The following is a 25,183-nucleotide window of genomic DNA, read 5'->3' as shown; positions in this document are numbered from 1 at the left end:
TTTGCCATTCTTATGGATTCACTTTTGTGTTAAACACTTGTTTACCGTCTTTATATTCTAAAACAGTTGCTGATTTAATCGGATTGTGGTCCTTATCGATCGTGATTGTACCTGTAATCCTAGACAAATCTTTTGTTTTCTCTAGGGCATCTTTAATTTTTGCTGTATCCGTACCACCCGCACGTTCAATCGCATCAGCTAATAGATAAACAGTGTCATAGCCAAGTGCATTAAACGCATTAGGAGATTCACCATTGAACTTTTCTTTATATGTTGTTACAAACTTTTGGATGTTTTTATCTGGATCTTCAGATGTGTAATGGTTTGTGATAAATGTATTATTTAACGCGTCAGCTCCAGCTAATTCCACTAACTTCGGTGAATCCCAACCATCTGCACCCATTAACGGAACATTGATCCCTAATTCACGAGCTTGTTTTACAATTAAACCTACTTCTTCATAGTATCCAGGAATAAAAATGAATTCTGGATTTTTAGCCTTAATACGAGTTAAGGTAGCACGGAAGTCCGTATCTTTTGCAACATAAGCCTCTTCAGCAATAACTTTGCCGCCCGCCTTTTCGTAGGTCTCTTTAAAGGAAGCTGCTAAACCCTTGGCATAATCGCTGGCACTATCTGCAAAAATAGCTGCATTGTTTAATTTTAATTCCTTTGCAGCAAAATTCGCAGCTACAATTCCTTGGAATGGATCAATAAATGAGGTACGGAAAACGTATTCGTTTAATTTTCCATCATCCCCTACAGTTACATTTGGGCTTGTCCCCGACGGAGTTAATAGAATTGTTTTCGTATCATTGGCGATTTGCGCTTGCGCCACGGTGTCACCGCTAGTAGCCGCACCAATAATCGCTGTTACTTTGTCTTGACTTGTTAACTTGATCGCCCCGTTCGTAGCCTCGGCAGCTTCGGACTTGTTATCTACTTTAACAAGTTCTAGCTTTTTGCCGTCAACTCCACCCTTTTTGTTAATTTCATCGACTGCAATATCAATTCCGTTTTCAAGTGACTCCCCATAGGAAGCAACCCCACCGGATAACTCTAAGTTTACACCAACTTTAATTGTCTTACCTTCACTGCCTGAACTTTCTTTTGCTCCTGAACATCCTGCAAGCACTCCGGCCAATAAGGTGGAAGCCATAAACATTTTTGCCCAATTCTTCTTCATATCTAAGGACCTCTTTCTATTTGTCTAATTTTTCTGACATCTTTTCGCGTAGATTGTTAGATTATCTAACACAAAATAGCTATAAGAATGTCTAAGCCATTTAATAAATATTATTTTAGAACAATTAATCCGGTTCGTCTAGTATATTATTCTATTTATTAAAATATTTCTGAAACTTATGATTTATCAAGAAAAATGATAACGCTTCCAATGCCAATCTCATAAAATAGTTATTTAAACCGAACACTTTATTTTTGTATGAATTATACTAAAAATAGAACGGGAAAAACTCCCTATAATTTCCATTCACAAAAATTTTTGGGTGAAAAATTATTTATTCTTTATTTTTCCAATAATTACGAATACTTTACACTCTTTTAACATTAAATTAAGGAAAAAACCGACCATTCTCTTATACAATTAAGTAAGAAATATCATTAGGAGGGATTGGATGAAGGTTTCCGTTACTCGAGTAGGATTTGATTGGCTTGTTGCAAGGATGTGTTTCGCTGAACTAGGGCACATGGTAACAGGTTTAGATATACATACAAAGGAATTGATCGAAACCGATTTGATTCTTTGTACAAAACGCACGATCCGAGTCGGTACGAACGATCTTATCCAACAAAATATCGAAAGAAGAAAACCTCCTAACCGTGTTAAATAATTCGACCTGACGGCGACTAAATAATGGAATGAAAGTGATTAATTGATAAAGGGGAATTGGCGATTATGAGAATGTTGCATTTGTTTTATGGTTTCGAATGCCGATTATTTCAGCAAGTGAATCGTCATTTTGATAAAAAACTATTAAACCTTTTTTTCCGTACGGTCACACATCTTGGTGGAGCAAGAATTACAATCGCTGCAACTTTGCTTCTCTTCATGTTTTCGCCAAGGGAGACTAGACTAGTAGCGATTGCCAGTGCACTTGCTTTATCAGCAAGTCACATTCCTGTACATTTTGTAAAATTGCTGTTTCCCCGAAAAAGACCCTATTTGATAATAGAAAAAACAAAGTTTCCAGCAAATCCATTACAAGATCATTCTTTTCCATCAGGACATACCACTGCGATATTTTCTGTTATGACTCCATATATCCTATTCCTGCCACAACTTTCTATTGTCCTAATCCCTTTAGGACTTTGTGTAGGCATATCAAGAATTTACTTAGGCCTTCACTATCCTTCCGATGTGCTTGCTGGAGGGATACTCGGATCACTTACCGGGATTCTTTGCTTCTGTTTATTGTGGTTATAAGGTATACGATCGGGAGGGATTTTATGAAAATTGCCATTTTCACAGATACCTTTTATCCAGACATCAACGGGGTCGCCAGGACACTTAAACGATTAACTACTTATTTGGGAGATCAGGGCATTGCTTTTAAGATCTTTGCACCCGACTCTTATTCCAATGAAGATAATTCTACTAATATACATCTTTTTAAAAGCCGTTCCTTCTTCTTATACCCTGAATGCCGCTTAGCTTTTCCAAACCTTCTTCACATCAAGTCGGAATTAAAAGCTTTCTCTCCAGATTTAATTCATGTAGCAACCCCATTTACACTCGGCCTTTGTGGTGTTTATTTTGCTAAGAAATTAAACATTCCCCTTGTCGGTTCCTATCACACCAATTTTGATCATTATTTACACTATTACCACCTTCAATTTCTTTCGAAGATCCATTGGAAATACATGCATTGGTTCCACCAGACATGTAGAAAACTCTTCGTTCCTTCACCTGAAACCTTCCTGCAGTTAAAGCACCATGGATTTTCAAACTTAGAAATATGGCCAAGAGGCGTAGATTGCCAACTTTATCACCCTTATTATGATAAAGATGCTGTTCAAAGACTTTACAGGACAAAGGGGAAATATCTGTTAACATTTGTAGGCAGATTAGCACCTGAGAAAGATATCAAAACACTATTAGCCGTCGCAAAATCCATCCCAGCTGAATTAAATGAGAAATTACAATGGTTAATAGTTGGTGATGGCCCATTACGTGAGGAATTGCAAGCACATGCCCCAGAAAATATGAGCTTTGCAGGATTCTTAAATGGAAAAAGCTTAGCCGAAGTCTATTCAGCATCCGATCTATTAGTTTTCCCTTCTCCTACGGAGACCTTCGGAAATGTGGTCCTTGAATCCCTTGCGAGCGGAACCCCTGTCATAGGGGCGAAGTCTGGAGGTGTTAAGAATATAATTAAATCCGGGGTTACGGGGTATTTATGTAAACCTGGTAATGTAAAGGAATTTAGTGATGCGATTATTCAGATTTTATCTAATGATGGACTACGTGAACAAATGGGGTTCTCCGGAAGGGATTACGCATTAACGCAGAGATGGGATCGGATCCTTGAAGATCTTATTTGGCATTACACAAATGTTATCGAGGAACGAAACGAACTGGTTTTTATTTCATGAGTGAGGCACCCTTCCTAGGGGTGCTTCATTTTTTGTGCGTTTAATCCGCTAATCAAACGTTTGATTAGATTTTTTCCGCTTATGGATTTATCTGTCGAGTAAGTTAACTGAAAAAGGTACCAACGCATATAATGTTTTAGTTTTAAGCCCATGTTATGGAGGTACCTTTATGAATAACTATCCAATGTATCCTTATTACAGCAAAGAAACAAAATGCGAAGAGCAACCTATTGCCTTTCCACCTCAGCATCAGAATCAAAAGCCAGGTCTGGAATATTTAATGAATCCTAGACCCATATACGAAAACCCGTCCTATGCCGGCAGTCAAAAGCTGCAAAATAAAGTAGCCATTATTACGGGTGGAGACAGCGGCATTGGTCGTGCGGTTGCGGTAGCTTTTGCAAAAGAAGGTGCAGATGTGGTGATTGTTTACCTTTACGAACAGCAAGATGCCGAAGAAACGAAGACAAGAATCGAGCAGATTGGAAGGAAGTGCTTAGCATTCCCAACAGATATTCGCTACAAGGAGAATTGCACCAAGGTCGTAGAACAAACCATAAAAACATTCGGGAAAATAGATATACTTGTTAATAATGCTGCTGTGCAATTCCCACGTGAAAAGTTGACAGATATCTCTGAAGAGCAGTTAATCAATACATTTGCAACCAACATCTTTTCCTATTTCTTTATGACCCAAGCAGCGTTACCCCATTTAAAGTCAGACAGTTCCATTATTAATACAGCCTCAATAACAGCTTATCGTGGGGAAAAGACATTAATAGATTATTCATCCACTAAAGGGGCCATTGTTTCTTTTACACGTTCGCTCTCCCAAAATGTTGTTAAACAAGGCATTCGCGTAAATTCTGTAGCACCAGGACCAATCTGGACGCCGCTTATCCCTTCTTCTTTCTCAGCTGAGCAAGTTTCAACCTTTGGGACGGACACACCAATGAAACGAGCAGGTCAACCCTTTGAACTCGCCCCAACTTACGTCTATCTCGCAAGCCAGGACTCTCAATATGTAACAGGTCAAACCCTACACGTCAATGGCGGCGACTATATTAGTTCTTAAATAGAGTGTCAGGCACCGCTCGTGGACAAATGTCCACGGATGGTGCCTGACACCATTAGAATGACACCCTTAGCATTGTTCTCTTCCAAGTTCTACCGCTGTGATTTTTTCAGGGTTGAAGGAAGATATTCGGAATGTTAGGTTAAAGTCTTCGAATTGACAACGATATTTTTCTAGTTGATCCTGGCCACATGAATTGCTGCCGAGACCATTTTGTTTGTAGTCAATATGTAAGACTACGTAGTCCCTAGGCTTCAAATCGACTGTATGCCTTGCCTTTTCAAGATCACTAACTTCGTAGTGTGATGCGCTAAAGTTAAAGGTTTCATTCGAGATAAAAATGAGCCCGTTCGCATCATGATCGGTAAAGCTGACCCAGTCACAGCCGGAACGATTGCCATTCTCTTGAGGCTTCACATAATTAGTAAACAGCTCATTAACTGATTTAGTGTATACACCGAAAGAATTCGCTTGTTTTGAATCCGGATAACTCTCTCCGGGGCCTCTTCCGCGCCATTGTGTTTGGACAAAATCATTATTAAGCTGCATGTCCAGACCAAGCCGCGGCACCATAAGTGGAGCATTGTCTTTCATACCGGAAGCTAATCCATTGATGCTGCAAAGAATGTCACCATCAGGATAAATCTTGTATTGATATTTAAGTCGATAGTGCCAAGAACTATTTGTTGTACCATACAAAGCATCCGTATGCCATTCAAATACCCCATTATTCAACTCATAGCAGATATCCTCAACGATTTCATGTCCTAAATGCATGAAATATTTTGTTCGATAGTCATTAAGCAAGTACATATCATTGTCAATCGGGGCGCGCCAGAAGTTGAACTGTGGGCCTTTTTGGATCTGGATTTTTCCATTCCGGGTTACTTGTTTCAGCGTTCCTTTGACACAATCGAAAGTAATGGTAAAATCATTGCCACTAACGTTTAGGAACGCTCCCTCTTTTTTAACAAGGAGCTCGCCGTCACCATGTGCTTTTGGTAATTTCGATTTTCCTGATAGCACAAAGGTAGCATTCGCTAATTCGTGTCCTTTCGCTGACCAAGATGTATCCTGATTTAGTTTATATGAAAATACGAAATAATAATTGGCTCCGCTGACTTTTTCAATATCCTGTCCAACTGGGAGCTGAATCTCTGCTGTTTCACGTCCACCTATCTTTGGAAGCTCAACATCAAGGGCTTCAATTAAACGATCATCTTCAAATAATGAACAACTTAAATTTAAATGATCTAATGATAAGAAATCATATCGGTTAATCAGACGAAAAATGCCCTTCTCGCTGTCAATACATTCGGTTTGTACTGGTTCAATCACCTTTTTATATTCATATAGACTTGGGGACGGAGTACCATCCGGCATAATTAACCCATCGATACAGAAGTTTCCATTGGTCGGGTCATCACCAAAATCACCGCCATATCGATAGTAAACCGTACCATCTTCTGCCACCGTTTCAATCCCATGATCAAACCATTCCCAAACAAATCCGCCTTGGAGCTTATCATACTTATAAAATATGTCCTGATATTCTTTTAGATTTCCAGGTCCATTTCCCATGGCATGCGCGTATTCACAGAGAATATGAGGTTTTTTTGATTTTTCTATTACCTGGTCCATTGTCCGTCTTTCCTTATGTTCAAGCCATGTATACATCGTACTGTATACATCAGTCACTTCCGCTTCAAAATCACCTTCATAATGAACAAGGCGAGTCGGATCCACTTCCTTTGCATGCTTGGCCATAGCCCTGAAATTATGACCAAAAGCTGATTCATTTCCAAGCGACCACATGATGATACATGGATGGTTTTTATCGCGCTTAATCATCCGTTCAAGCCTTGAAACAAAAGCCTTTTCCCAGTCCGGATCATTACTAATCCAATCATACTTTCCTGTCAATTCAAAGCCATGACATTCTAAATCAGCCTCATCAATCACATACATCCCGTATTGATCGCAAAGATCATAAAAGTAAGGAGCATTGGGATAATGAGCGGTGCGGATGGCGTTGATATTATTTTGCTTCATGGTCTTAATATCACGTTCAATTTCTTCTCTGGTCACTACTCGTCCTGTCCTCGGATTGTAATCATGACGGTTCACGCCCTTGAACTTAATGGCCACTCCATTTACGAGGAAGGTATCACCCGCCATCACTATGGAGCGGAATCCCACTGGCTGATGTATGACTTCAATAATATTCCCATCTTCCTTTACTGTCATATATAGATGGTATAAATTGGGCTGCTCCGCACTCCATTTTAAGGGTGACTCTATATATTTGCTAAAAGGTTCTTCCGCCTTTTTTTGCTCGATAAAAACTTGCTTTCCAGCTGGATCCATTAATTCATAAGAAATGGTCTGGCTGCCTTGTTCCGTTAACTCCACAGAAACGGTTAGGGTCGCATTCTTCCATTCTCTATCAAGCTCTGTCGTTACAGTAAAGTCATATAGACCGGAAACTGGCCGGGTATATAGTTCAACATCACGGAAAATTCCGCTTAGCCACCACATATCCTGGTCCTCTAAATACGTGCCATCTGACCACTGGAATACTCGGACAGTCATTGTATTTGTTCCTTGTCTGCATAGATTTGTAATATCATATTCTGATTGAATGCGAGCCCCTTTGCTATAACCCGCGAATTCACCATTTACATACAATTCGAACGCAGAATCCACACCATTAAAACGAACGATTAATTGTTCATTGTCTAAATTTCGATCTAACTCAAATTCCCTCCGATATATGCCCGTTGGATTTTCTGTTGGGACATGAGGCGGTATAATCGGAAAGTTATACCACAGATCTGAATAGTGCATCTTCCCGTAGCCTTGCATTTGCCAGTTGCCGGGAACCGTAATATCGTCCCAATCTGTTGTATCTAAGTCATCTTGATAAAATCCATCCTGCCAGTATTCCGGAGCTTCAAGGAAGGTGAATTTCCAAGTTCCGTTTAGGTTTTGGTAGTATCGGCTTTTGACCGTATCATCAATTTTTGCCGCTGGAAGAGAAGGATAACTGACAAAGTGAGCACGGGCACTCAAGCGATTTATACCATCTGTATGGATGTCTTCCCATCTTTTCAATTTTTTCATGATTCAGCCTCTCAATCGTTAAGTTTTAATTCGCATACGGAGGAAGCGTAAATTGATTAATACTTTAGCCGCCGTTCCTGTTCATCAACGTGTGTCCTCTGTGGCTAGAAGTTGTCCAAGGTTAAGAAAAACGCTCGAGGTCCAGGTAAATGCCGGGTCACGAAGTCCTACTCCAGTTAGAGCATTATAGTTTTCGGCCATGCCTGATGTGGATGCCATTGTACAGAATTTCTCCGCCACCTCAAGGACCATTTCCTTTTCACCGGCTAAAAGCAAGCCATCTGTGAGCAGCAAAGTGGTTGGTGCCCAGATTGGTCCCCGCCAATATCCATCTTCCCTATAAAAAGGACTGTCTGGACTCTCAGTTGCCAGTCCGTGTTCTGTTAAGAATCCCTTAGTCTTTAAATCTTCTACCAACTTGTTTAAGATTTCCGACGGAAGCCGATCTCCGAGAATCAGAGGGACATATAAAACAAGACTGTTAGATTCGATGGTTTCATGTGTCCCAGACCGTTTTGCTGTAAAGCTTTGTCCGTTCCAAAAATGGGCAATCATTCTATTTAACAAGGCTTGAGACTCGTCCATCCAATTTCTAGCTTCATCATTTTTTCCAAGCTTACAGGCTATTTCCGAAAGAACTTCCATTTGCAGCACTAGGAAAGATGATAGGTCTGGACTTTCAACTGGCGTCCCTTTGTGAAAAATCGTGCTATTATCCCAACCGCTGTCATTTCCGTGATTATATTGTGGGATCCCGTCTTGGTCACTGTCCTGAAAAGTCATCCACCACTTCGTCCATTTTTCAAGCGGCTGATAAATTTCGTGAAGCTTTTCCTCTGTCACAAAATTGTTTTGCTCCCACATTCGCCTTAGTGTCCAGCCATGAATGGGCGGTTTGGTAAAATTCCATAATGCAGACCTGTTATTGACGAAGTCCGGCAGCATCCCAGATTCATCCTGCAAATCAAAAAAGATCATAAACTGGTCCCAGGCAAGGCTGGGGTTATTTTTTGCTAACGCCAGAGCATTAAAACAGTGGTCCCAGCTCCAAATATTTGTCATCCAGTTCTTCGACATGTACATCGCAGGCCTAGTCAGCATTCCTTCCGGCGGCACCACGCATGACCAGGTAATATAGGATGCCATTTCTTTCCCTCCTGCAAACTTTTCAGGTATTTCAAGGGTAGTCTCCAGCCAGGACTCATATTCCTTAGTTACGTGCTCGTGTCCCTCTGTAAAGGATCCGTACGAACGGTGCTGATAGACGGTTGTAAACTCCTCTATCACACCTTCCATTTCCCCCAAGTACAAATCTGGAAGAAAATCGACAATTATTTTTTCACAGCGCTGTTCAATGAAAGGGGCATCCACTACGAGGCGTCCCTTTATCGAAGTAAGCATATACCGCATTTCCTGCCGCGAGTGATTCACTTCCCATCGGCCATTTTCCACAGGAACAGCATAATCATAAGCACCTGTAATTCCTGTCAGTCTTACCCCCACGCCATGGCTTCTTAGTTGTAAAACACGGGCTTCTGTTATACAAAATTCTGCAAACCCTTCCTCACTATCGAGCCGGAGCATGCTCGGACTTAGTACCGTCTTATATGGCTGGATGATCCCTTCATGGATTAGATCAATCCGGAACACCTCGCCAAACTCATTATCCCCATTTCGGATATTGCGGAGGTAAAGCGGACTTTCCCCATCCTCGTGGTGGTTTGGTGAAATGGTTATAAAAGAACCATATCGGCTGAAGGGGATTTTTTTTATATCAAACATGCGGTCCACTCGCTTTCAACATTCATTTGTTATCTCATCCTTCGTTTTCATCCGAAATTCTTGATCCGTTTCGAAGAATTTTGGTCTGATTATATAAGTAAAATACGCATAGCCAAGGAGGAGAAGGAGACACGCTAAAAAAAATGGAAGAGTATAGTTTTTTCCAGCTAGGATCGTGCCGACTAGAAATGCGGCTACTGCAGAACCGATGCTTCGGAATACTGCTCTCATCCCCGCATACAAATCCCGCTCCTCATCCTTAAATGATGACATCGATAAGCTGTCAACTAGATTGGTCAGCATGGTAAAAACCCCGCCTCTTACTAATAAAAGCGTCGAAAAGATATAGGGTTGGATGTTTAAAAATAAAATAAAACATAGAATGATATTCACCATGTAAATATAAGAAAAAGTCTTTTTCACCCCGAAGCGGTCAATTAGTGCCGGTGAAAAAACAGAACCAATAAACAGCGCAAAACCATTTAGAGCCAGTAGCATCGATACAGCCTCATTCGAGAAATCGAAACGAAACTTTATAAATAAATTCAAATAAGGCTGGAGACAGGATACTGCCCCGCCAGTAATCAGTGCGAATACAGCAAAGAATAGTAATTTTTGCTTAAGATCACTCGAATGCTTACCTTTAGATCGAAAGGAAACCTTCCCCTTAGAACCCTTCTCTCTACGCTCGTCAATATCTTCACGCGTATCAGTTTTCCTTCTTTGCTCTGTAGGGAGCAGTCCCCCCCTCACAAAGGCTAATAATATAAACAAAATCGATGTGGCTACTAAGGTATTTTGGTAACCTCTCTCCGAAAACTCAATCCAATTGGGTAAAAAACCGCCTATTAATGTCCCCGCTCCAGTAAAGGCAGTAAACACTGCGAATAAAAAGCTATAAGCTTGAGTTTCTTCCCTTTTAGAACGACTATAATGAAACAACAACTGTATTTCTGTTGTTTCCACAAGCGTTAGACCAATCGAAACCACAAATTGAGCGAAAAAAAAGAATGCAAAGCTTTCTGCAAAAGCAAAAATGCAGCATCCAATGGCAAGGCTCGTAATCCCTGTTACTAGCAGCTTTTTCCGACCGGTTTTTTTAGCTAAGATGCTTACAGGAATTGCAAAGATTCCCATTACTAAAATCCCCATCGATGTGATGAGCCCAATTTGCTTTTCTGTAATACCCATTTCAATTAAATGAAGATTCAAGATCAAGGTAAACATTCCAATGCTCAGCCCGTAAAGTGATTCTGTGGCCAAAAAACGTTTTACACCAGACGGCAAAGTAAGAAATCTTAACGACTGTATCATAGAGTGTTTCAACCTTTCATTTTTAACAAAATTTCGGAGGGATAATTCCCCATCAATACACTAACTAATTACAAAGGATTATCCCTTCTGAATAGAGCCTGTTTTTCGAATAAAAAACATTACTTGTTATCCCTTTACCCCTGATTTAGAAACATCCTCAACAATGTAGCGCTGTGCGGCGAAGAACAAAATAAGCGGCGGTATGCTGATTAAGAAAGTAATCGCCATGATTCCTTCCATATCTACGCCAAACATTCCTTTAAACTGCGCAAGTCCAAGTGTCAGTGTATATTTGCTCTGATCATTCAAAAACACTAGTGGTCCTAAATAATCATTCCAGCAGTTCAATATGCTGAATACCCCTACTAGGATTAATACTGGCTTCATGAGTGGAAGGTAAATTTTATAAAAAATTTGAAAAGAATTGGCACCATCTATTTTCGCTGCTTCATCCAGCTCTTTCGGTATGCCCATAATAAACTGGCGCATCAAAAAGATATAAAATGGAGCACCGAACCATGCAGGTACAATCAGCGGTTTCAGCGTATTGATCCAACCTAGGAAGTTGAATTCCATATATAAAGGAATCATCGTCACCTCCCATGGAATCATCATTGTGGCCAGAAGGACCATAAATAAGAAATCTCTTCCCTTAAAGGTAAACCTTGCAAACCCATATGCGACCAGTGAAGAAGAAACCACTTGGCCAAGTGTTGCTAAGATTGTCACCGTGAGTGAATTCGTTAGAAAAAGTGTGAATGGCTGGGAAATCCACGCTTCCTTAAAATTCTCAAAGTGAAGGCTGGAAGGTATCCACTTTGGCGGGAACAGATAGAGCTCTTCAGGTGATTTTAATGATGTGGTTACCATCCAAAATAATGGCGCCAAAAATAATAGTGAGAAAAAGATTAAAAGAACATATATAAAGGTTTTTTCAACCCTTCTTTTTATTTTCATAGTAAACCCCCTCGTATCGATAGATTGGCTGTAATCCTATTTCTTCTTTTTAACTTCTCCTTCGTAGTACACCCAGGCCGACGAGGATTTAAACACTAGCATTGTTAAACCTAAAACAATCAAAAACATAAACCAGGCATTTGCGGAGGAATAACCCATTTTAAAATATTTAAAGGCATTTTCGTAAACATACATAGCGTAAAAATAGGTTGAATTGAGAGGTCCACCGCCGGTTAATAGCAGGGCTAACGTCAATTGTTGGAAGGCTGCGATAATCGTTGTGATGACATTAAATAGAATGGTTGGCGTTAAGAGCGGTAAAGTGATTTTGAAAAACTGTGTGATCTTATTGGCTCCATCAATGGATGCCGCTTCATAAAGTTCACCCGAAATGCCTTTTAAACCTGCCAGGAAGATTAACATCATCGTACCTTGTCCCCAAAGGCTGGCAATTACCATTGCGATAAGTGCCCAGCCCGTCTCGTTCAACCAGTTAGGACCTGTTATATCAACTAAGGAAAGAAAATAATTAAGAATACCGTATTCACCGTTAAATACCCATGCCCAGATCATCGCCAGAGCAACGCCGGAAATAACAGACGGCAGGTAGAAAAAGGTCCGGAAAAAGGAGTGACCTTTTACGTTTTGATTCAATAAAATGGCTAAAACCAAGGCGACAATGATATTTAAAGGAACAAACAGTGCAGCAAATTTCACTGTTACCCATAATGATTGCCAAAACAGCGGATCATCCATAAACATGGTCTTATAGTTATCTAGACCGATAAATGTCACCTCACCGACAACCGGCCAATCATAAAAGCTGATAAAAAGAGAATATAATAATGGTCCGAGCGTAAAAGCAAGAAACCCGATTACCCATGGGGAGATAAAAAGAAGTGGAACAATCTTGTCCCACTTTATTTTCTTTTTCTTATTTATTTCCACATAGGGTGTTGGAGAGGCAGGTAAAGATTTCAACAATGAACACCCCATTTATTTAGTCTTACTTCTTCAGGTATTTCTCAGAATCCTGAACAGCTTTATTAAGTAGTTTCTCAGCATCCTGCCCAAGCATTACCGCATTAACAGCTGCAGACAGGTTACGGTTAATTTCATTCCAATTGCTATTCAAAAGAAACGCTGGTGTATCATCAGATCGTTCAAGCATTTTATAGAATGGGCTTAACATTGGATCCTGCTCCATATTCATTTCCTTAACAACACTGATTCGAACTGGTAAATCGGCCGTACGCATTTTAATTGCTTCTGCTGAGGAATAAAATTTCACAAATTCGTAAGCAAGATCTTTATGTTTAGAATCCTTCGCTATCGAAACAGCCGATGAAGCAATAACTCCTTTTGCCGGTTTGTCGCTGAACGAAGGAACTTCAACCGTTCCGAAATTCATTTTAGCTTCTTTAAATCCTGCTAAAGGCCAAATACCGCTCTCCCACATGGCAATTTTTCCAGCTTTGAAAATATCATCACCGCTTTGTTGGTTTTTCCCACCAACAAGAACCGCACTCTTATCCTTTAGAAGATTACTTAAAAGTTGTATTGAGTCAATTGTTTCCTGGCTGTTCATATAGCCCTTAACTTCTTTTCCATCGTTACTGATGAAGCTGCCGCCATTGCTCCATACCAATCCTTGAAGATCATACGTATCTGGCTCTGGCACGATCCCAACACCGTATTGCTTTTTGCTCGGATCTGATAATTTCTTTGCAATTTGATGAAAATCATCCCATGTCCAGCCATCCTTTGGATACGGGACGTTGGCTGCATCAAATAAATCCTTGTTATAATACATAACTCGGGTTGTAAATCCAGCAGGCATCCCATAAAGTTTTCCATTCATACTGGAATAATTAAATAGACCTTGGTAAAAATCGTCCATATCTATCTCTGTATCGCCTTCGAGGTACTTGTCAAGCGGTTCGAGTGACTCGTAGTACGCAGGGAAATTCCACATATACATCATATCTGGTGGATTTTTTGCACCAAAGGATGCGGCTAGCTTCTGGTCAAAACCATCACCATAAGCTTCCACTTGAACCTTTACACTCGGATTCTTTTCTTCAAACTTTTTGGCAATATCCTGTTGAATTTTCAGAGCTTCACCGGAGTCCCAGGTAGCAAAGCGAAGTGTAACATTTTCTTTTCCATCCTTCTCTTCTCCCGTTCCACCAGAAGCTTTTTCTCCTGAACTACTGTTCGAACAGGCTGCCAAGGAGAAGATGCTAACTAATACTAAAATCATGGCTAGAAAGCTGATTTTTCTCATTCTGAATTTCCCCCTCTATAGATAAAAAATTAACCGCCTTCATTGTACTTCTAATGAAAGCGGTCTCATACTGAAATTCATCTTAACTTGTTAGTAATAATGTTTTAATTTTCTGTTAAGTTTATGGGATAGGGGTAAAATTGTCCGAATGGATTCCCCTTTTTGTTTGACGGTAGTCTGATGGTGTATGTCCAGTACATTTTTTAAACCATTTACTAAAATATTTGCCGTCATGCACCCCAACCTTCTCCCCTATTTCCTGTAATGTGAGAGAAGTGGTTTCAAGCAATTCGCAAGCTGCACGGAGCTTTAACTTTTCCGTAAATGTATGAAAGCTTTCTCCTACGGACTTACTAAAAAGGGTGCTAAAATGGCTTCTGCTAAGGCCGACTTCATAGGCAACATCAACCGATGAGTAGGATTTGGAAAGGTCCTCCGTGATCAGTTGAACGGCTTTTTGAATCGGTTCCGGCCATTTTTCATCAATCCTATATGTTAAAACTTCTGGTTCACTAGAGACTTGTTCATTAACTTCTGATTTTAAGATTTCATCAGAGAATTGTTTTAGATATTCTTCAAATTCATCATCTTGAAAGGCTGTTTTTAATATATAACCTGAAGCACCAAGCTTAATGCCTTCCTGGGCATATTCAAAATCGCGATGGCAGCTTAATAGTAGGATTTTTGTGTCCGGGGCTGCTTGTTTAATTTTCCGAGCAAGCTCAATCCCATTCTGTTCTGGCATAACAATATCTGTAATTACGACCTCAGGAGTATGTTCAAGAAACACTTCCCAGCCTTTGTGACCGTTGGAGGCATCCGCAACCACTTCCATATTGAATTTCTTCCAATTCACCGTGGCCATTAGCCCTTTTCGGACGATATATTCATCATCAACTACTATGACTTTGATCACTTGGTCATCCTCCTTTTTGGCCAGCGCATTTTAAAGGTTGTTCCACTCTTCGGTTTGGATTCTATTGTAAGACCATATTTACTTCCAAAATGAAGCTTTAGCCGCTGATCTACATTAAACACGCCTATTCCACGTACTTTATCCTTGGGCGACTGGTCATTAAGTAAGCTTAAGGCCGTTTGTTCACTCATTCCTTTTCCATTATCACTCAAGGTAAGCTCAAGGAAGTCTGATTTATCCTCAATAGTTAATTCAATTATTCCCTGTCCGTCTTCAAAGGCATGAAAAAAAATATTTTCAAATAATGGCTGCAGGGACAACCTTGGTATCAAATAATCCAGGCATTCCGAATTGACCCTTTCTTGGTAGTCAAACATATGTCCAAAACGGATTTCCTGCACTTTCAAATAATGTCTAATTGTATCCAGTTCTTTTTTTAACGATATCAATTCATCAGAAAAATTAAGATTTTCATGAAGAACTTCGGTAAGATGGTAAATCATTTGCTGGACTTCCTTTGCATTACTAAGCCTAGCCTTCCACTGAATGGAGTTTAGCGTATTAAACAACAAATGAGGATTGATTTGATAATGAAACGCCCTTAACTCCGCTTTCCTTTTTAACCGTTCCGTCTCACCGATTTCATCAATTAATTCCTTAATTTGCTGGACCATCTGATTAAAGCTGATCGTTAATTTCCCAATTTCATCGTGTTCTTTTACAGGAATCTGCGTCTGCAGCTCACCCACACTAACAAGCTCCATTGATTCCTTTAATTTTCTGATCCGCTTTGCAAGCGGTGCTGAAAAAACCAGTGCTAATAAGATAGCCAGGATAATTAAAAAGAAAATACCCAGCAAAGTATAGTTAAAAATAACCTCAGAGGATTGGTAAAATAGTTTTTCAGGGACACGGATCTCAATTTTCCAGCCATAAGCATCAATATTTTTTACCCTGACCACATCACTTGAAAGCGGCTCCCTTTTGGCTTTTGTTTGGTAAATGACTTTACTCTTTTCATTTTCGATGGTTACAAAGGCGTGAACATCTCTTTCAAGATACTTAATGCATGAAAAAAGCTCCTCGGCATTCGTCTCAATTAGCAGCTTACTACCCTTCAATATTCCATACTGGCTCTGGATCGGCAAAACCAGACCAATCATTGGTTCAGGAGAATTCCGGCTTTCGTAATGATCCGCGGTATAAAGACCAATCCAGCGCTCCCCTTGTTTTATTTTGCCTGCTTCCTTCCAAAACGGCATCTGAAATAGTTTTTGAGAATTGAGATGGTTTCCTCCGTAATAATAACCGGATTCTGTTATTAAGTAGATTCCTTTCGTATTAAAGGTTTTATGGGCCTCTAGGAATCTTTCAAAATTCTTTTTCTCTATGAATCCTTCATACGTTCTTGGAATCTCCTCTTTGATAACTATTAAAGTAGGATCGGATAAATATTGATGAATATCGTTTGAAACGACAAACATCTGATTAATCGTGCTTTCTAATTGTTTTTCAAGCTGAGAAACAGCAAAGTTTTCATATTCATTAAATTGTCTATTCACGATCATGGATGACTTTTGATAGGAGAGATAACCAAATAAAAGAAGAGGGATTAAGGCGACCAAGATGAAAAACAGCACCAACTTGGTACGAAAGCTGCCATACAATTGAGTCTTCAATTTTTTTGTAGTAACTTTAATAACTTCAATCATTATAATCCTCATCAAGACTAGTTGTTTTCGTATGTTATCACATTCTTCAAAACAGCCAGTTTCTCCCTTTGTTATTCGTAATCGGTTTCATAAATCACCCTAATCATAAACCAGAGTTATTACAATTTCCATAGAAACTCATGTGTATTTAATTGGTAGTTACGACTGCTTTTATGAAAAAAAAAGATGAAGCATCAAAGAGAGAAATCTTTCTTTGATCCTTCATTAGATTCACAAAATCTATAATTTAATCGTAAATTTCTGCTCACTCATGCCTTCCTTATTGAAGACCCGCTCCACGTATTGAATTTCTTGGTCGGTCATCAACATGACGGTCGAGCTCCTGGTCCCATAGTCACCACTTTTTATAAACAGTGGTGAAAGTTTTCTTTCCCACTCTAAGGAAACCCCAGTATTCGGTAGAAGTTCATCAGGAGCTTGGTCTGCATCTTGGAGGATGCCGAAAAGCCTCTCTACTAGTTCTCCTTTTTCCCCGTTAATGATTTTAGATATGGCCGCCTTCCCCTTTTGCACCTTTGGCCATTCGGTATTTAACAAATGGTTGCTGACACCATATATCCCTGGCTCCAGCTTTTTGGGATCTTGCCCTTTATTTGAATAATAATATAGTTCCGTTCTGTCCCCGGCCAGTAAGTTATAGCCAGGATATAAATCCTTATGTTCTACAAGATTTTCCATATATTCCTTCACATTTCCTTTATGTTTCAGAGCATCGGCCACTAATTCTCCCCGCGACCGCTTTCCTGCTGTTGCCTCTTTCGGTTCACGATAGTTGGTCAACGCAGCAACCCGACCTGTCGTGGTAACCCCCATCCAGGTACCCATTTTTTCTAAATCCCGGCCGGCCAGGATATCAGGATTGTCTTCCCAATACTGTACCGGAGCAGTAGTCCGCCCGTAAAACTCATCACGGTTAGCTGCCACAATGAGCTTATAAACTGGATGGACTTGATATGCAAATATGATTAAACACATGAAAAATCACAGCCTTTTAAAAATTTATCCTTGGCTTTTTTCAGCCTTATGTTTCAGCAGCATTTTTTTGATAAGGCGAATTTGACCTCTATGACTCAGTTCATCTTCAAACACGTGGAACCATTTAAAGAAGTTATTTGCGGGACGATTCCACCAAAACGGTGTTTGTACATATAACCATTCATCAGGAAGTGTTTTAAACGTTTCGATTGTTGTTTTCCTAGTTGCCGCTAATTGCTCCAAGTAAAAATCAATCGAATTTCCTTTAATTTGTTCTCGCCCGAGACTTCCTAGATCTAATCCGGGAAGTAAAATGCTCAACTCTTCCTCAGTGAGATCACGATTCTCAAATGTTATAATCTGATACGCCTTCTCGACCGCAGCCAAATGGGCTAATAACATTCCAATGGAATTAGCTTCCTCATCATAAAGGAAGTCTAACTCTTCTATTGTTAAGGTCTTTACCGCTTCAATCGTCGTATACCTCGTATAATTCATCATCGAAACCAATTTACTGAACTCCAAGCCCAAATCATCTTTTTGATCGATTAGGTATAATGTATCCAAATCCATCCCATTACCTCCATCTGGAAAAATAATACACTTATTCATATTCGCCATCTTCCTTTGAAATCCTTTTATTTCAAGTGAAGTCCTTTCACGTTTCTCGGTCTATTAATGAGGCTTAAATTGCTAAATAGAAAATAATCCAATTCCTGATGTTTGATCGCAACTTTGGAAATGATAATAGCTATGACCGAATTCATTTGGAGGTGTTGTTTTCCATGTCAGAATTAGAACCTTTAGAATATGAAACAGGGACAGCTATTCGCGAATATGACATTATTGAAATAAACCAAACAGCCTTAGGGTATGAAGTTCTGCTGGATATCGAATTAGACAGCGGCTATTCCTTAGCAAGAACCAAATTAGAAGTCACCCATGAGGACTTATTAGGTTATGAAACGAACGAGATCGAAGAAGGAATTAAATATGCCTTAGGGTTTTTCAGTCATTAAGCCCGAATATTTCAAGGCAAATCACCATGAACTGTGTTAAACTAACCAACGACGATGTTACTTGAACGTACAATTATTATGGAGTGGTTAAATGAGTAGTGCAAAAGGAAAGGGCGGAACCGGCAGAGGAACAGGCAAAAAGGGCTGGACTCGTTGGCAAGCTGGTGTCAAAAAAGCCAAAAGCGCCAAACCGTACGTCAGCAAAGGTGTGAAAAGAGCCAAGGACGAAAATAATACAAGCAATACCAGCGGGAACTTATCTGAAAAATAGGGACACATCTAAGACTTGGGGAATCTTCCTTTCCCCAAGTCTTTATTATTAAAAAAGGGTGTCAGGCACCGCCCGTGGACAAATGTCCACGAGTGGTGCCTGACACCTTTATTATATGACTAATCGGATGTGATTCCCTGAGGGATCTGAGGTTACATAGTAAGGGTCCTCTTCCTTTACTGGGGCACCTAGTTGCTTCAGCTGATTCACTGTGCGTTCTCTTGCTGTTTCATCAGGGAAGACGAGTGAGTACCAATTTAATCCGACACTGTTTTTTGGTGGTGATAAGGCTCCCTCTCCCTGCCAGGTATTGATGGCAATATGATGATGATATTTGCCTGTCGAAAGGAAAGCAGCTTGTGGATAGTAACTAACAACCTCAAAACCAAGCCCTTTCGTGTAAAATTCTTCAGCTTTTTTCAAATTAGCCACATGAAGGTGAATATGACCCATAAGTGTGCCAGCCGGCAAACCATCCCATTCCGCATCACTTTCGGCGATCATTCCATTTCCGTCAAGCTCTTCAGTTGCCATTTCTACTAAACCGTTGTTCCATCTCCATTCTGAAGAAGGGCGGTCCCGGTACACCTCAATTCCATTGCCATCTGGGTCGTTAAGGTATAACGCCTCACTTACATAGTGATCTGCAGCACCAAGTGGATATCCTGTTTGAACTAGGTGCTGTAAAAAGACTGATAAGTCAGCCCGCGATGGAAGCAAGATAGCAAAATGATACAAGCCTGACGTACGTCCTGTTTTCGCTACAACATCTTTTGGTTGCTCAAGAGTTAATAATGGGGTTTTTCCGTCGGTCGTTAAGACCGCTTTATGTTCTGACTTCTCTAATACTTGAAAGCCTATAATATTTTGATAAAAGGTTAGCGAATAATCTAGGTTTTTAACGTTAATATTGACCTCTCCAACATAAATATTTGGAGCTTGATGAAATTTATCCATTTTCTACTCATCCCTTCATCACTCATTCTTATATAAAATTTGTCTTATTTTTAATATGGATAATTTACATAGCATTCATCCGAATACTATAAATACATTATAATTCAAATTTATCTCGAATTAAAGTATTTTTAATTCAAACAATATGAAATACCAATCCATTTTTTATGCTTGCAACAAAAAAGGACTCTTCCGCTATGCGGAAAAGCCCTAGAACATTGTTTCCAGTTTTTTATGCTTCAACAATGTCTGGTTGTTGATAAACTTCGTTTTCAAATTCACCTGTTACTTTACTCGTTAATATGCCTGATGTCATCGCTCCGCTAACATTTAGTGCTGTACGCCCCATGTCAATAAGCGGCTCCACAGAAATAAGCAAACCAACGATCGCAATTGGAAGATTCATGACTGATAAAACGATTAACGCCGCGAAGGTTGCGCCGCCGCCTACACCAGCCACCCCAAAGGAGCTAATCGCGACCACAAGAATGAGTGTTAAGATAAAGGATATACTCGTTGGATCAACACCTGCCGCTGGGGCAACCATCACCGCTAACATCGCTGGATAAACACCCGCACATCCGTTTTGACCAATGGTAAGTCCAAACGATCCTGCAAAGTTTGCGATTCCTTCTGAGACACCAAAGTCCTTTGTTTGCGTTTTAATTGTCATTGGCAAGGTTCCTGCACTTGTCCGTGAGGTGAAGGCAAAGGTCAAGGTTGGCAGCCCTTTCTTCACATAATTTATAGGACTTAGTTTAGCAATGGATAATAGTAATAAATGGACTAGGAACACGAGAATGAGCGCTACATAGGATGCAATCACAAACTGACCTAATTTTGCAATCGCGGCATAATCACTTGTTGCCGTAACCCTGGTGATAATCGCAAGAATTCCATACGGCGTTAAACGGAGAATAAGTGTAACTACCCTCATAACAACTGAGTAGAGGGTATCAATGATCTTTGCAAAAAATTCCCCTTGTTCTGGGTCCTTTCGCTTGACCCCAAGGTATGCAATCCCGATAAACACGGCAAAAATAACAACCGCAATCGTCGAAGTCGCGCGTGCCCCGGTTAAATCCTGAAATGGATTGCTTGGGATTAACTCAATAATTTGTTGCGGCAGTGTCATATTTTCTATCCCTGCCACTCGTTCCTCTAACTGCGCATTTCGGGCTGCTTCTGCTTCTCCTTCGGTTAACTGAACCCCATCAAGGCCAAATCCTAATGCAGAGCCAATTCCAATCGCTGCAGAAACAGCCGTCGTTGCCAGCAGGATGCCAATCACAAGAAAACTAATTTTCCCAATATTTTTCGTTAACTTTAACTTTGTAAACGCCCCAACAATCGAAACAAATATCAGCGGCATGACCACCATTTGCAATAGTTTGACATAGCCATTCCCGACAATGTTAAACCAATCGATTGAACCGGTCGTTACTTCGTGTGTGGTGCCATAAATGAGATGAATAATAAAACCAAAAATAATACCTAAACCCAATGCACTAAAAACCCGCTTGGAAAAAGAAACATGCTTCTTTTGCATCGTAAATAATCCAAACATGAGTAATAACAGCACAGCTACATTGACGATGATAAGCAAGAAATTCATGATATTCCTCCTTTAATTTCGGAAAAACAGAAATCCTAATATTCCAATGCATTAAGTCGGAATAATGATCAATAATTTCTATTCCTGCCAAGCTTTATAACAATCAAACGTTTGATATGATAAATAATATGACATGACTAGTCTATATATTCCAAGCCCATCACTTATTTAATCAAACGTTTGATTAGTTTTTTTATCATCTCAAAAAGTTGTGTTTACATGCGACTACACTGCGGAATAACTTAGAACATTTCATTCGGAATCGGTTGGATGGATCGCATCTTTCAGTGCTGTTTCTAATTCTTCTGTGAATCTGGTCTTCTCCTCCAATGTCCATCCAAGCACATCTTCCATAAAGTCAATGACGGCCTCTTTCCACTCCACTACCCATTGAATATCAAAAAATAAGGCTCCCGTTCGGCGGATAAAAAAGTCCACTGGTTTTACGGTCATTTCATCTTCTAATGAATAAACGATTTGAGCATACACCTCTAGTGGCAAGCCAAATTTGTTATTTGGGTCATACGTTTTCGCAATTTCAAAAATACGGTCAATATTGGAACCGTAACGATGGACCAATTTGAGATAGTGCTCCCTTGAAAACCCTCTTAACTCGCTATCTTTTTCCTTTTTTTCAATAAATGAGGAAAAGTTCCCTGCCCCATCCACGTGACCTCCGGAAATAGGTAAATGCTTTGTTTGGCAAGCTCCAATATGACGTTCTTCTCCGCTCTGTTTCGCGATCAAGTCCACCACAGTTTCAGCCATTTTTCTATATCCGGTCAGCTTCCCGCCTGCGATGGTAACCAGCCCAGAATTGGAAACCCAAATTTCATCCTTTCGCGAAATTTCAGAGGGATCCTTGCCTTCTTCATAAATAAGCGGTCTTACCCCTGCCCAACTGGATTCAATATCCTCCACCTTAATAGTAACGGTTGGAAACATATAATGAATCGCGTTAATAATGTAATTTCGATCATCTGCTGTCATTTTTGGATGAATCGGATCGTTGCCATAATAGGTGTCTGTTGTCCCCACATACGTTTTCCCATCCCTTGGAATGGCAAATACCATACGGCCATCGGGTGTATCAAAATACACTGCCTGTTTAAGGGGAAATCTCGACTGATCAATCACCAAATGCACCCCTTTGGTGAGCCGCAGTTTTTTCCCAGATAGCGACTGATCTTTGTCTCGGAGTGTATCGACCCAAGGACCAGTCGCATTAATGATGTGTTTCGCGAAAATATCATGAACAGTTCCGGCTAATAGATTCTCAACTTTAGCACCGATCACCTTATCATCTTGATAAAGAAACTCAATCACCTTTGAATAATTTACTGCTTTAACGCCTTGAGCAACCGCTTCTTTTATGACTTCGATGGTTAACCGGGCATCATCGGTCCGATATTCCACGTAAAACCCGCCGCCTTTTAATCCCTCTCTTTTAATAAGCGGCTCTTTCTGAATGGTATCATCTAGAGAAAGCATTTTTCTTCGCTCACCTTTTTTTACGCCTGCTAAAAAGTCATAGACCCTCAGTCCAATGGATGTACTAATTTTTCCAAACGTTCCACCTTTATGCATAGGCAGAAGCATCCATTCTGGTGTGGTTACATGCGGGCCATTTTCATAAACAATCGCTCGTTCCTTCCCCACTTCTGCAACCATCTTCACTTCGAATTGTTTTAAATACCTGAGACCACCGTGAACAAGCTTCGTGGAGCGGCTCGATGTCCCAGCGGCAAAATCCTGCATTTCTACTAAAGCCGTTTTCATTCCCCTTGTTGCAGCATCTAATGCGATTCCTGCGCCTGTAATTCCACCACCGATGACTAGTACATCAAATTCCTCTTTTGCCATTTCCTTTAGGATTGCGTTTTGATTGGAACTCGAAAATTTTAACATTTCCACTATGATTACCTCCAATAGGGATAAAAAAAAGAGAGACCCCAACAAACACAATGGTAAAAAAATCCATTGCTTTGTTGTGGTCTCTCTAATTCTCCCGCCAAATTATTAACTTAAGTTAAGTATATCATGGAGTACAATTATTTAAAAGCCCTAGCTGCGTTTACAGCCTTTTTCCAACCTGAATATAGATGATTTCGGTCCTCTTCACCCATATTTGGTTTGAATGCTTTATCCATATGCCATTGAGTAGCAATTTCTTCTTGGCTTTCCCAATAACCTACTGCTAAGCCTGCTAAATAAGCAGCTCCTAAGGCTGTTGTTTCCTTTATTTCTGGACGTTCAACTGGTACATCTAACATATCACTTTGGAATTGCATTAAGAAGTTATTAGCAACAGCGCCGCCGTCTACACGCAAGGCTTTAAGGGAGATTCCTGAATCTGCCTCCATAGACGTTAAAACATCTTTTGTTTGATATGCAAGCGATTCTAACGTTGCGCGAACAAAATGTTCTTTTGTTGTACCGCGTGTTAAGCCAAAGACCGAACCTCGTACATCACTATCCCAATAAGGTGTTCCTAACCCTACAAAGGCTGGAACGACATAAACACCGTCTGTAGATGCTACACTAGTAGCAAATTTCTCACTCTCTTCAGCACTTCTAAACATACGGAGTCCATCACGAAGCCATTGGATGGCAGACCCCGCAACAAAGATACTTCCTTCTAATGCATATTCCACTTTTCCGTTAACACCCCAAGCAATGGTTGTCAACAAACCGTTCTCAGATTTTACTGCTTGTTCGCCAGTATTCATTAGCATAAAGCAACCAGTTCCATAAGTGTTTTTCGCCATTCCTTTTTCATAACAAGCCTGACCGAATAATGCTGCTTGTTGGTCACCTGCAACTCCAGCAATTGGCACATTAGCGCCAAAGAAATGGTAATCCACTGTTTCAGCATAAACCTCTGAAGATGGGCGTACTTCTGGCAGCATTGATGCAGGCACAGAAAGAATTTCTAATAACTCTTCATCCCATTTAAGGTCATGAATATTGTACATCAATGTTCTCGATGCATTGGAGTAATCTGTTACATGAGCTTTTCCACCAGATAGCTTCCAAATCAGCCATGTATCGATTGTTCCAAATAACAATTCTCCACGCTCAGCCTTTTCTCTTGCGCCTTCTACATGATCAAGAATCCATTTTACTTTTGTTCCTGAGAAATATGCATCAATTAAAAGGCCTGTTTTGTCCCTGAATAATTGATCATAACCTTTTGCTTTTAATTCTTCACAAATCTCCGCCGTTTGGCGGGATTGCCAAACAATGGCATGATATACCGGTTGACCTGTTTCTTTATCCCAGACAACGGCAGTTTCCCGTTGGTTTGTAATCCCGATTCCGGCCACTTGTTCTGGCTTTACGTTAGCCTCTGCTAAACAGGAAGCCATTACAGCAAGAATCGAACCCCAAATTTCATTTGCATTATGCTCTACCCAACCCGGTTGAGGGAAGAATTGTTGAAATTCCTGCTGTGCGACTTGGACAATCTTCCCTTCTTTATTAAAAAGAATGGCACGTGAACTTGTTGTACCTTGATCTAAGGATAAAATGTATTTTTCCATAT

General features: G+C 40.2%; 21 protein-coding genes. 6 read left to right on the top strand and 15 right to left on the bottom strand.

Features of this window, described 5'->3' with window-relative positions; translation table 11 throughout:
* Nucleotides 1–10: 10 nt before the first annotated feature.
* Nucleotides 11–1,186 (bottom strand): ABC transporter substrate-binding protein, encoded by a 1,176-nt coding sequence (locus tag ACJ004_RS26320; protein WP_410896065.1) that lies wholly within the window; start codon nucleotides 1,184–1,186, stop codon nucleotides 11–13.
* Between the two features lie 451 nt (nucleotides 1,187–1,637).
* Between ACJ004_RS26320 and ACJ004_RS26315 the strand changes: the two genes are divergently transcribed.
* From ACJ004_RS26315 to ACJ004_RS26300, 4 genes are all read left to right on the top strand, one after another.
* Nucleotides 1,638–1,853 (top strand): hypothetical protein, encoded by a 216-nt coding sequence (locus ACJ004_RS26315; RefSeq protein ID WP_410896064.1) that lies wholly within the window; start codon nucleotides 1,638–1,640, stop codon nucleotides 1,851–1,853.
* Nucleotides 1,854–1,924: 71 nt separating this feature from the next.
* Entirely contained in the window at nucleotides 1,925–2,446 is a 522-nt protein-coding gene (locus tag ACJ004_RS26310; RefSeq protein ID WP_410896072.1) for a phosphatase PAP2 family protein, read from the top strand.
* Nucleotides 2,447–2,469: 23 nt separating this feature from the next.
* Nucleotides 2,470–3,615, top strand: a complete 1,146-nt coding sequence (locus tag ACJ004_RS26305) for a glycosyltransferase family 4 protein (RefSeq protein WP_410896063.1) — start codon at nucleotides 2,470–2,472, stop codon at nucleotides 3,613–3,615.
* Between the two features lie 169 nt (nucleotides 3,616–3,784).
* Nucleotides 3,785–4,690 carry an SDR family oxidoreductase gene (locus ACJ004_RS26300; RefSeq protein WP_410896062.1) on the top strand — a complete coding sequence of 302 codons (906 nt, stop codon included), beginning with the start codon at nucleotides 3,785–3,787 and terminating at the stop codon, nucleotides 4,688–4,690.
* A gap of 69 nt (nucleotides 4,691–4,759) precedes the next feature.
* Here the strand turns inward: ACJ004_RS26300 and ebgA are convergent, their stop codons facing one another.
* The 10 genes from ebgA to ACJ004_RS26250 all read right to left on the bottom strand — a co-directional run bounded on the left by ebgA (nucleotide 4,760) and on the right by ACJ004_RS26250 (nucleotide 18,350).
* Nucleotides 4,760–7,813 (bottom strand): beta-galactosidase subunit alpha, encoded by a 3,054-nt coding sequence (gene ebgA, locus ACJ004_RS26295; protein ID WP_410896061.1) that lies wholly within the window; start codon nucleotides 7,811–7,813, stop codon nucleotides 4,760–4,762.
* An 84-nt stretch (nucleotides 7,814–7,897) separates the two neighbouring features.
* A complete protein-coding gene (locus ACJ004_RS26290; RefSeq protein WP_410896060.1) occupies nucleotides 7,898–9,595 on the bottom strand; it encodes an amylo-alpha-1,6-glucosidase in 1,698 nt (565 codons plus the stop codon).
* Between the two features lie 15 nt (nucleotides 9,596–9,610).
* Nucleotides 9,611–10,909 carry an MFS transporter gene (locus ACJ004_RS26285; protein WP_410896059.1) on the bottom strand — a complete coding sequence of 433 codons (1,299 nt, stop codon included), beginning with the start codon at nucleotides 10,907–10,909 and terminating at the stop codon, nucleotides 9,611–9,613.
* Between the two features lie 126 nt (nucleotides 10,910–11,035).
* Complete coding sequence (locus tag ACJ004_RS26280; RefSeq protein WP_410896058.1) at nucleotides 11,036–11,866, bottom strand: carbohydrate ABC transporter permease; 831 nt, start codon at nucleotides 11,864–11,866, stop codon at nucleotides 11,036–11,038.
* Between the two features lie 36 nt (nucleotides 11,867–11,902).
* On the bottom strand, nucleotides 11,903–12,814 hold the full coding sequence (locus ACJ004_RS26275) for a carbohydrate ABC transporter permease (protein ID WP_410896071.1): 912 nt from the start codon (nucleotides 12,812–12,814) through the stop codon (nucleotides 11,903–11,905).
* A gap of 58 nt (nucleotides 12,815–12,872) precedes the next feature.
* Nucleotides 12,873–14,153: an ABC transporter substrate-binding protein gene (locus ACJ004_RS26270; protein WP_410896057.1), complete on the bottom strand. Its 1,281-nt coding sequence runs from the start codon at nucleotides 14,151–14,153 to the stop codon at nucleotides 12,873–12,875.
* A gap of 121 nt (nucleotides 14,154–14,274) precedes the next feature.
* Complete coding sequence (locus tag ACJ004_RS26265; protein WP_410896056.1) at nucleotides 14,275–15,069, bottom strand: response regulator transcription factor; 795 nt, start codon at nucleotides 15,067–15,069, stop codon at nucleotides 14,275–14,277.
* Nucleotides 15,066–16,781 carry a sensor histidine kinase gene (locus ACJ004_RS26260; RefSeq protein ID WP_410896055.1) on the bottom strand — a complete coding sequence of 572 codons (1,716 nt, stop codon included), beginning with the start codon at nucleotides 16,779–16,781 and terminating at the stop codon, nucleotides 15,066–15,068. Before ACJ004_RS26260 ends, ACJ004_RS26265 begins: the two co-directional genes overlap by 4 nt.
* 240 nt (nucleotides 16,782–17,021) lie before the next feature.
* Nucleotides 17,022–17,777 carry an NRDE family protein gene (locus ACJ004_RS26255; RefSeq protein ID WP_410896054.1) on the bottom strand — a complete coding sequence of 252 codons (756 nt, stop codon included), beginning with the start codon at nucleotides 17,775–17,777 and terminating at the stop codon, nucleotides 17,022–17,024.
* Between the two features lie 24 nt (nucleotides 17,778–17,801).
* Nucleotides 17,802–18,350, bottom strand: coding sequence for a DinB family protein (locus tag ACJ004_RS26250; protein ID WP_410896070.1), 549 nt, complete (start codon nucleotides 18,348–18,350; stop codon nucleotides 17,802–17,804).
* Nucleotides 18,351–18,562: 212 nt separating this feature from the next.
* On the opposite strand from ACJ004_RS26250, the gene ACJ004_RS26245 reads away from it, so the two are divergent.
* A complete protein-coding gene (locus ACJ004_RS26245) occupies nucleotides 18,563–18,796 on the top strand; it encodes a hypothetical protein (RefSeq protein ID WP_410896053.1) in 234 nt (77 codons plus the stop codon).
* 91 nt (nucleotides 18,797–18,887) lie between these two features.
* Complete coding sequence (locus ACJ004_RS26240; protein WP_410896052.1) at nucleotides 18,888–19,067, top strand: DUF3934 family protein; 180 nt, start codon at nucleotides 18,888–18,890, stop codon at nucleotides 19,065–19,067.
* A 111-nt stretch (nucleotides 19,068–19,178) separates the two neighbouring features.
* On the opposite strand, the gene ACJ004_RS26235 is transcribed toward ACJ004_RS26240, so the two are convergent.
* The 4 genes from ACJ004_RS26235 to glpK all read right to left on the bottom strand — a co-directional run bounded on the left by ACJ004_RS26235 (nucleotide 19,179) and on the right by glpK (nucleotide 25,181).
* Entirely contained in the window at nucleotides 19,179–20,024 is an 846-nt protein-coding gene (locus ACJ004_RS26235; protein WP_410896051.1) for a VOC family protein, read from the bottom strand.
* 232 nt (nucleotides 20,025–20,256) lie between these two features.
* Nucleotides 20,257–21,639, bottom strand: a complete 1,383-nt coding sequence (locus ACJ004_RS26230; protein WP_410896050.1) for an L-cystine transporter — start codon at nucleotides 21,637–21,639, stop codon at nucleotides 20,257–20,259.
* 252 nt (nucleotides 21,640–21,891) lie between these two features.
* Nucleotides 21,892–23,547 carry a glycerol-3-phosphate dehydrogenase/oxidase gene (locus tag ACJ004_RS26225; RefSeq protein WP_410896069.1) on the bottom strand — a complete coding sequence of 552 codons (1,656 nt, stop codon included), beginning with the start codon at nucleotides 23,545–23,547 and terminating at the stop codon, nucleotides 21,892–21,894.
* 143 nt (nucleotides 23,548–23,690) lie between these two features.
* Nucleotides 23,691–25,181, bottom strand: a complete 1,491-nt coding sequence (gene glpK, locus ACJ004_RS26220; protein ID WP_410896049.1) for a glycerol kinase GlpK — start codon at nucleotides 25,179–25,181, stop codon at nucleotides 23,691–23,693.
* Nucleotides 25,182–25,183: the final 2 nt, after the last annotated feature.

The organism is Neobacillus sp. 204, from assembly GCF_046562815.1.
Classification (GTDB): domain Bacteria; phylum Bacillota; class Bacilli; order Bacillales; family Cytobacillaceae; genus Neobacillus.
This window is presented reverse-complemented; position numbering and strand designations above follow the sequence as displayed.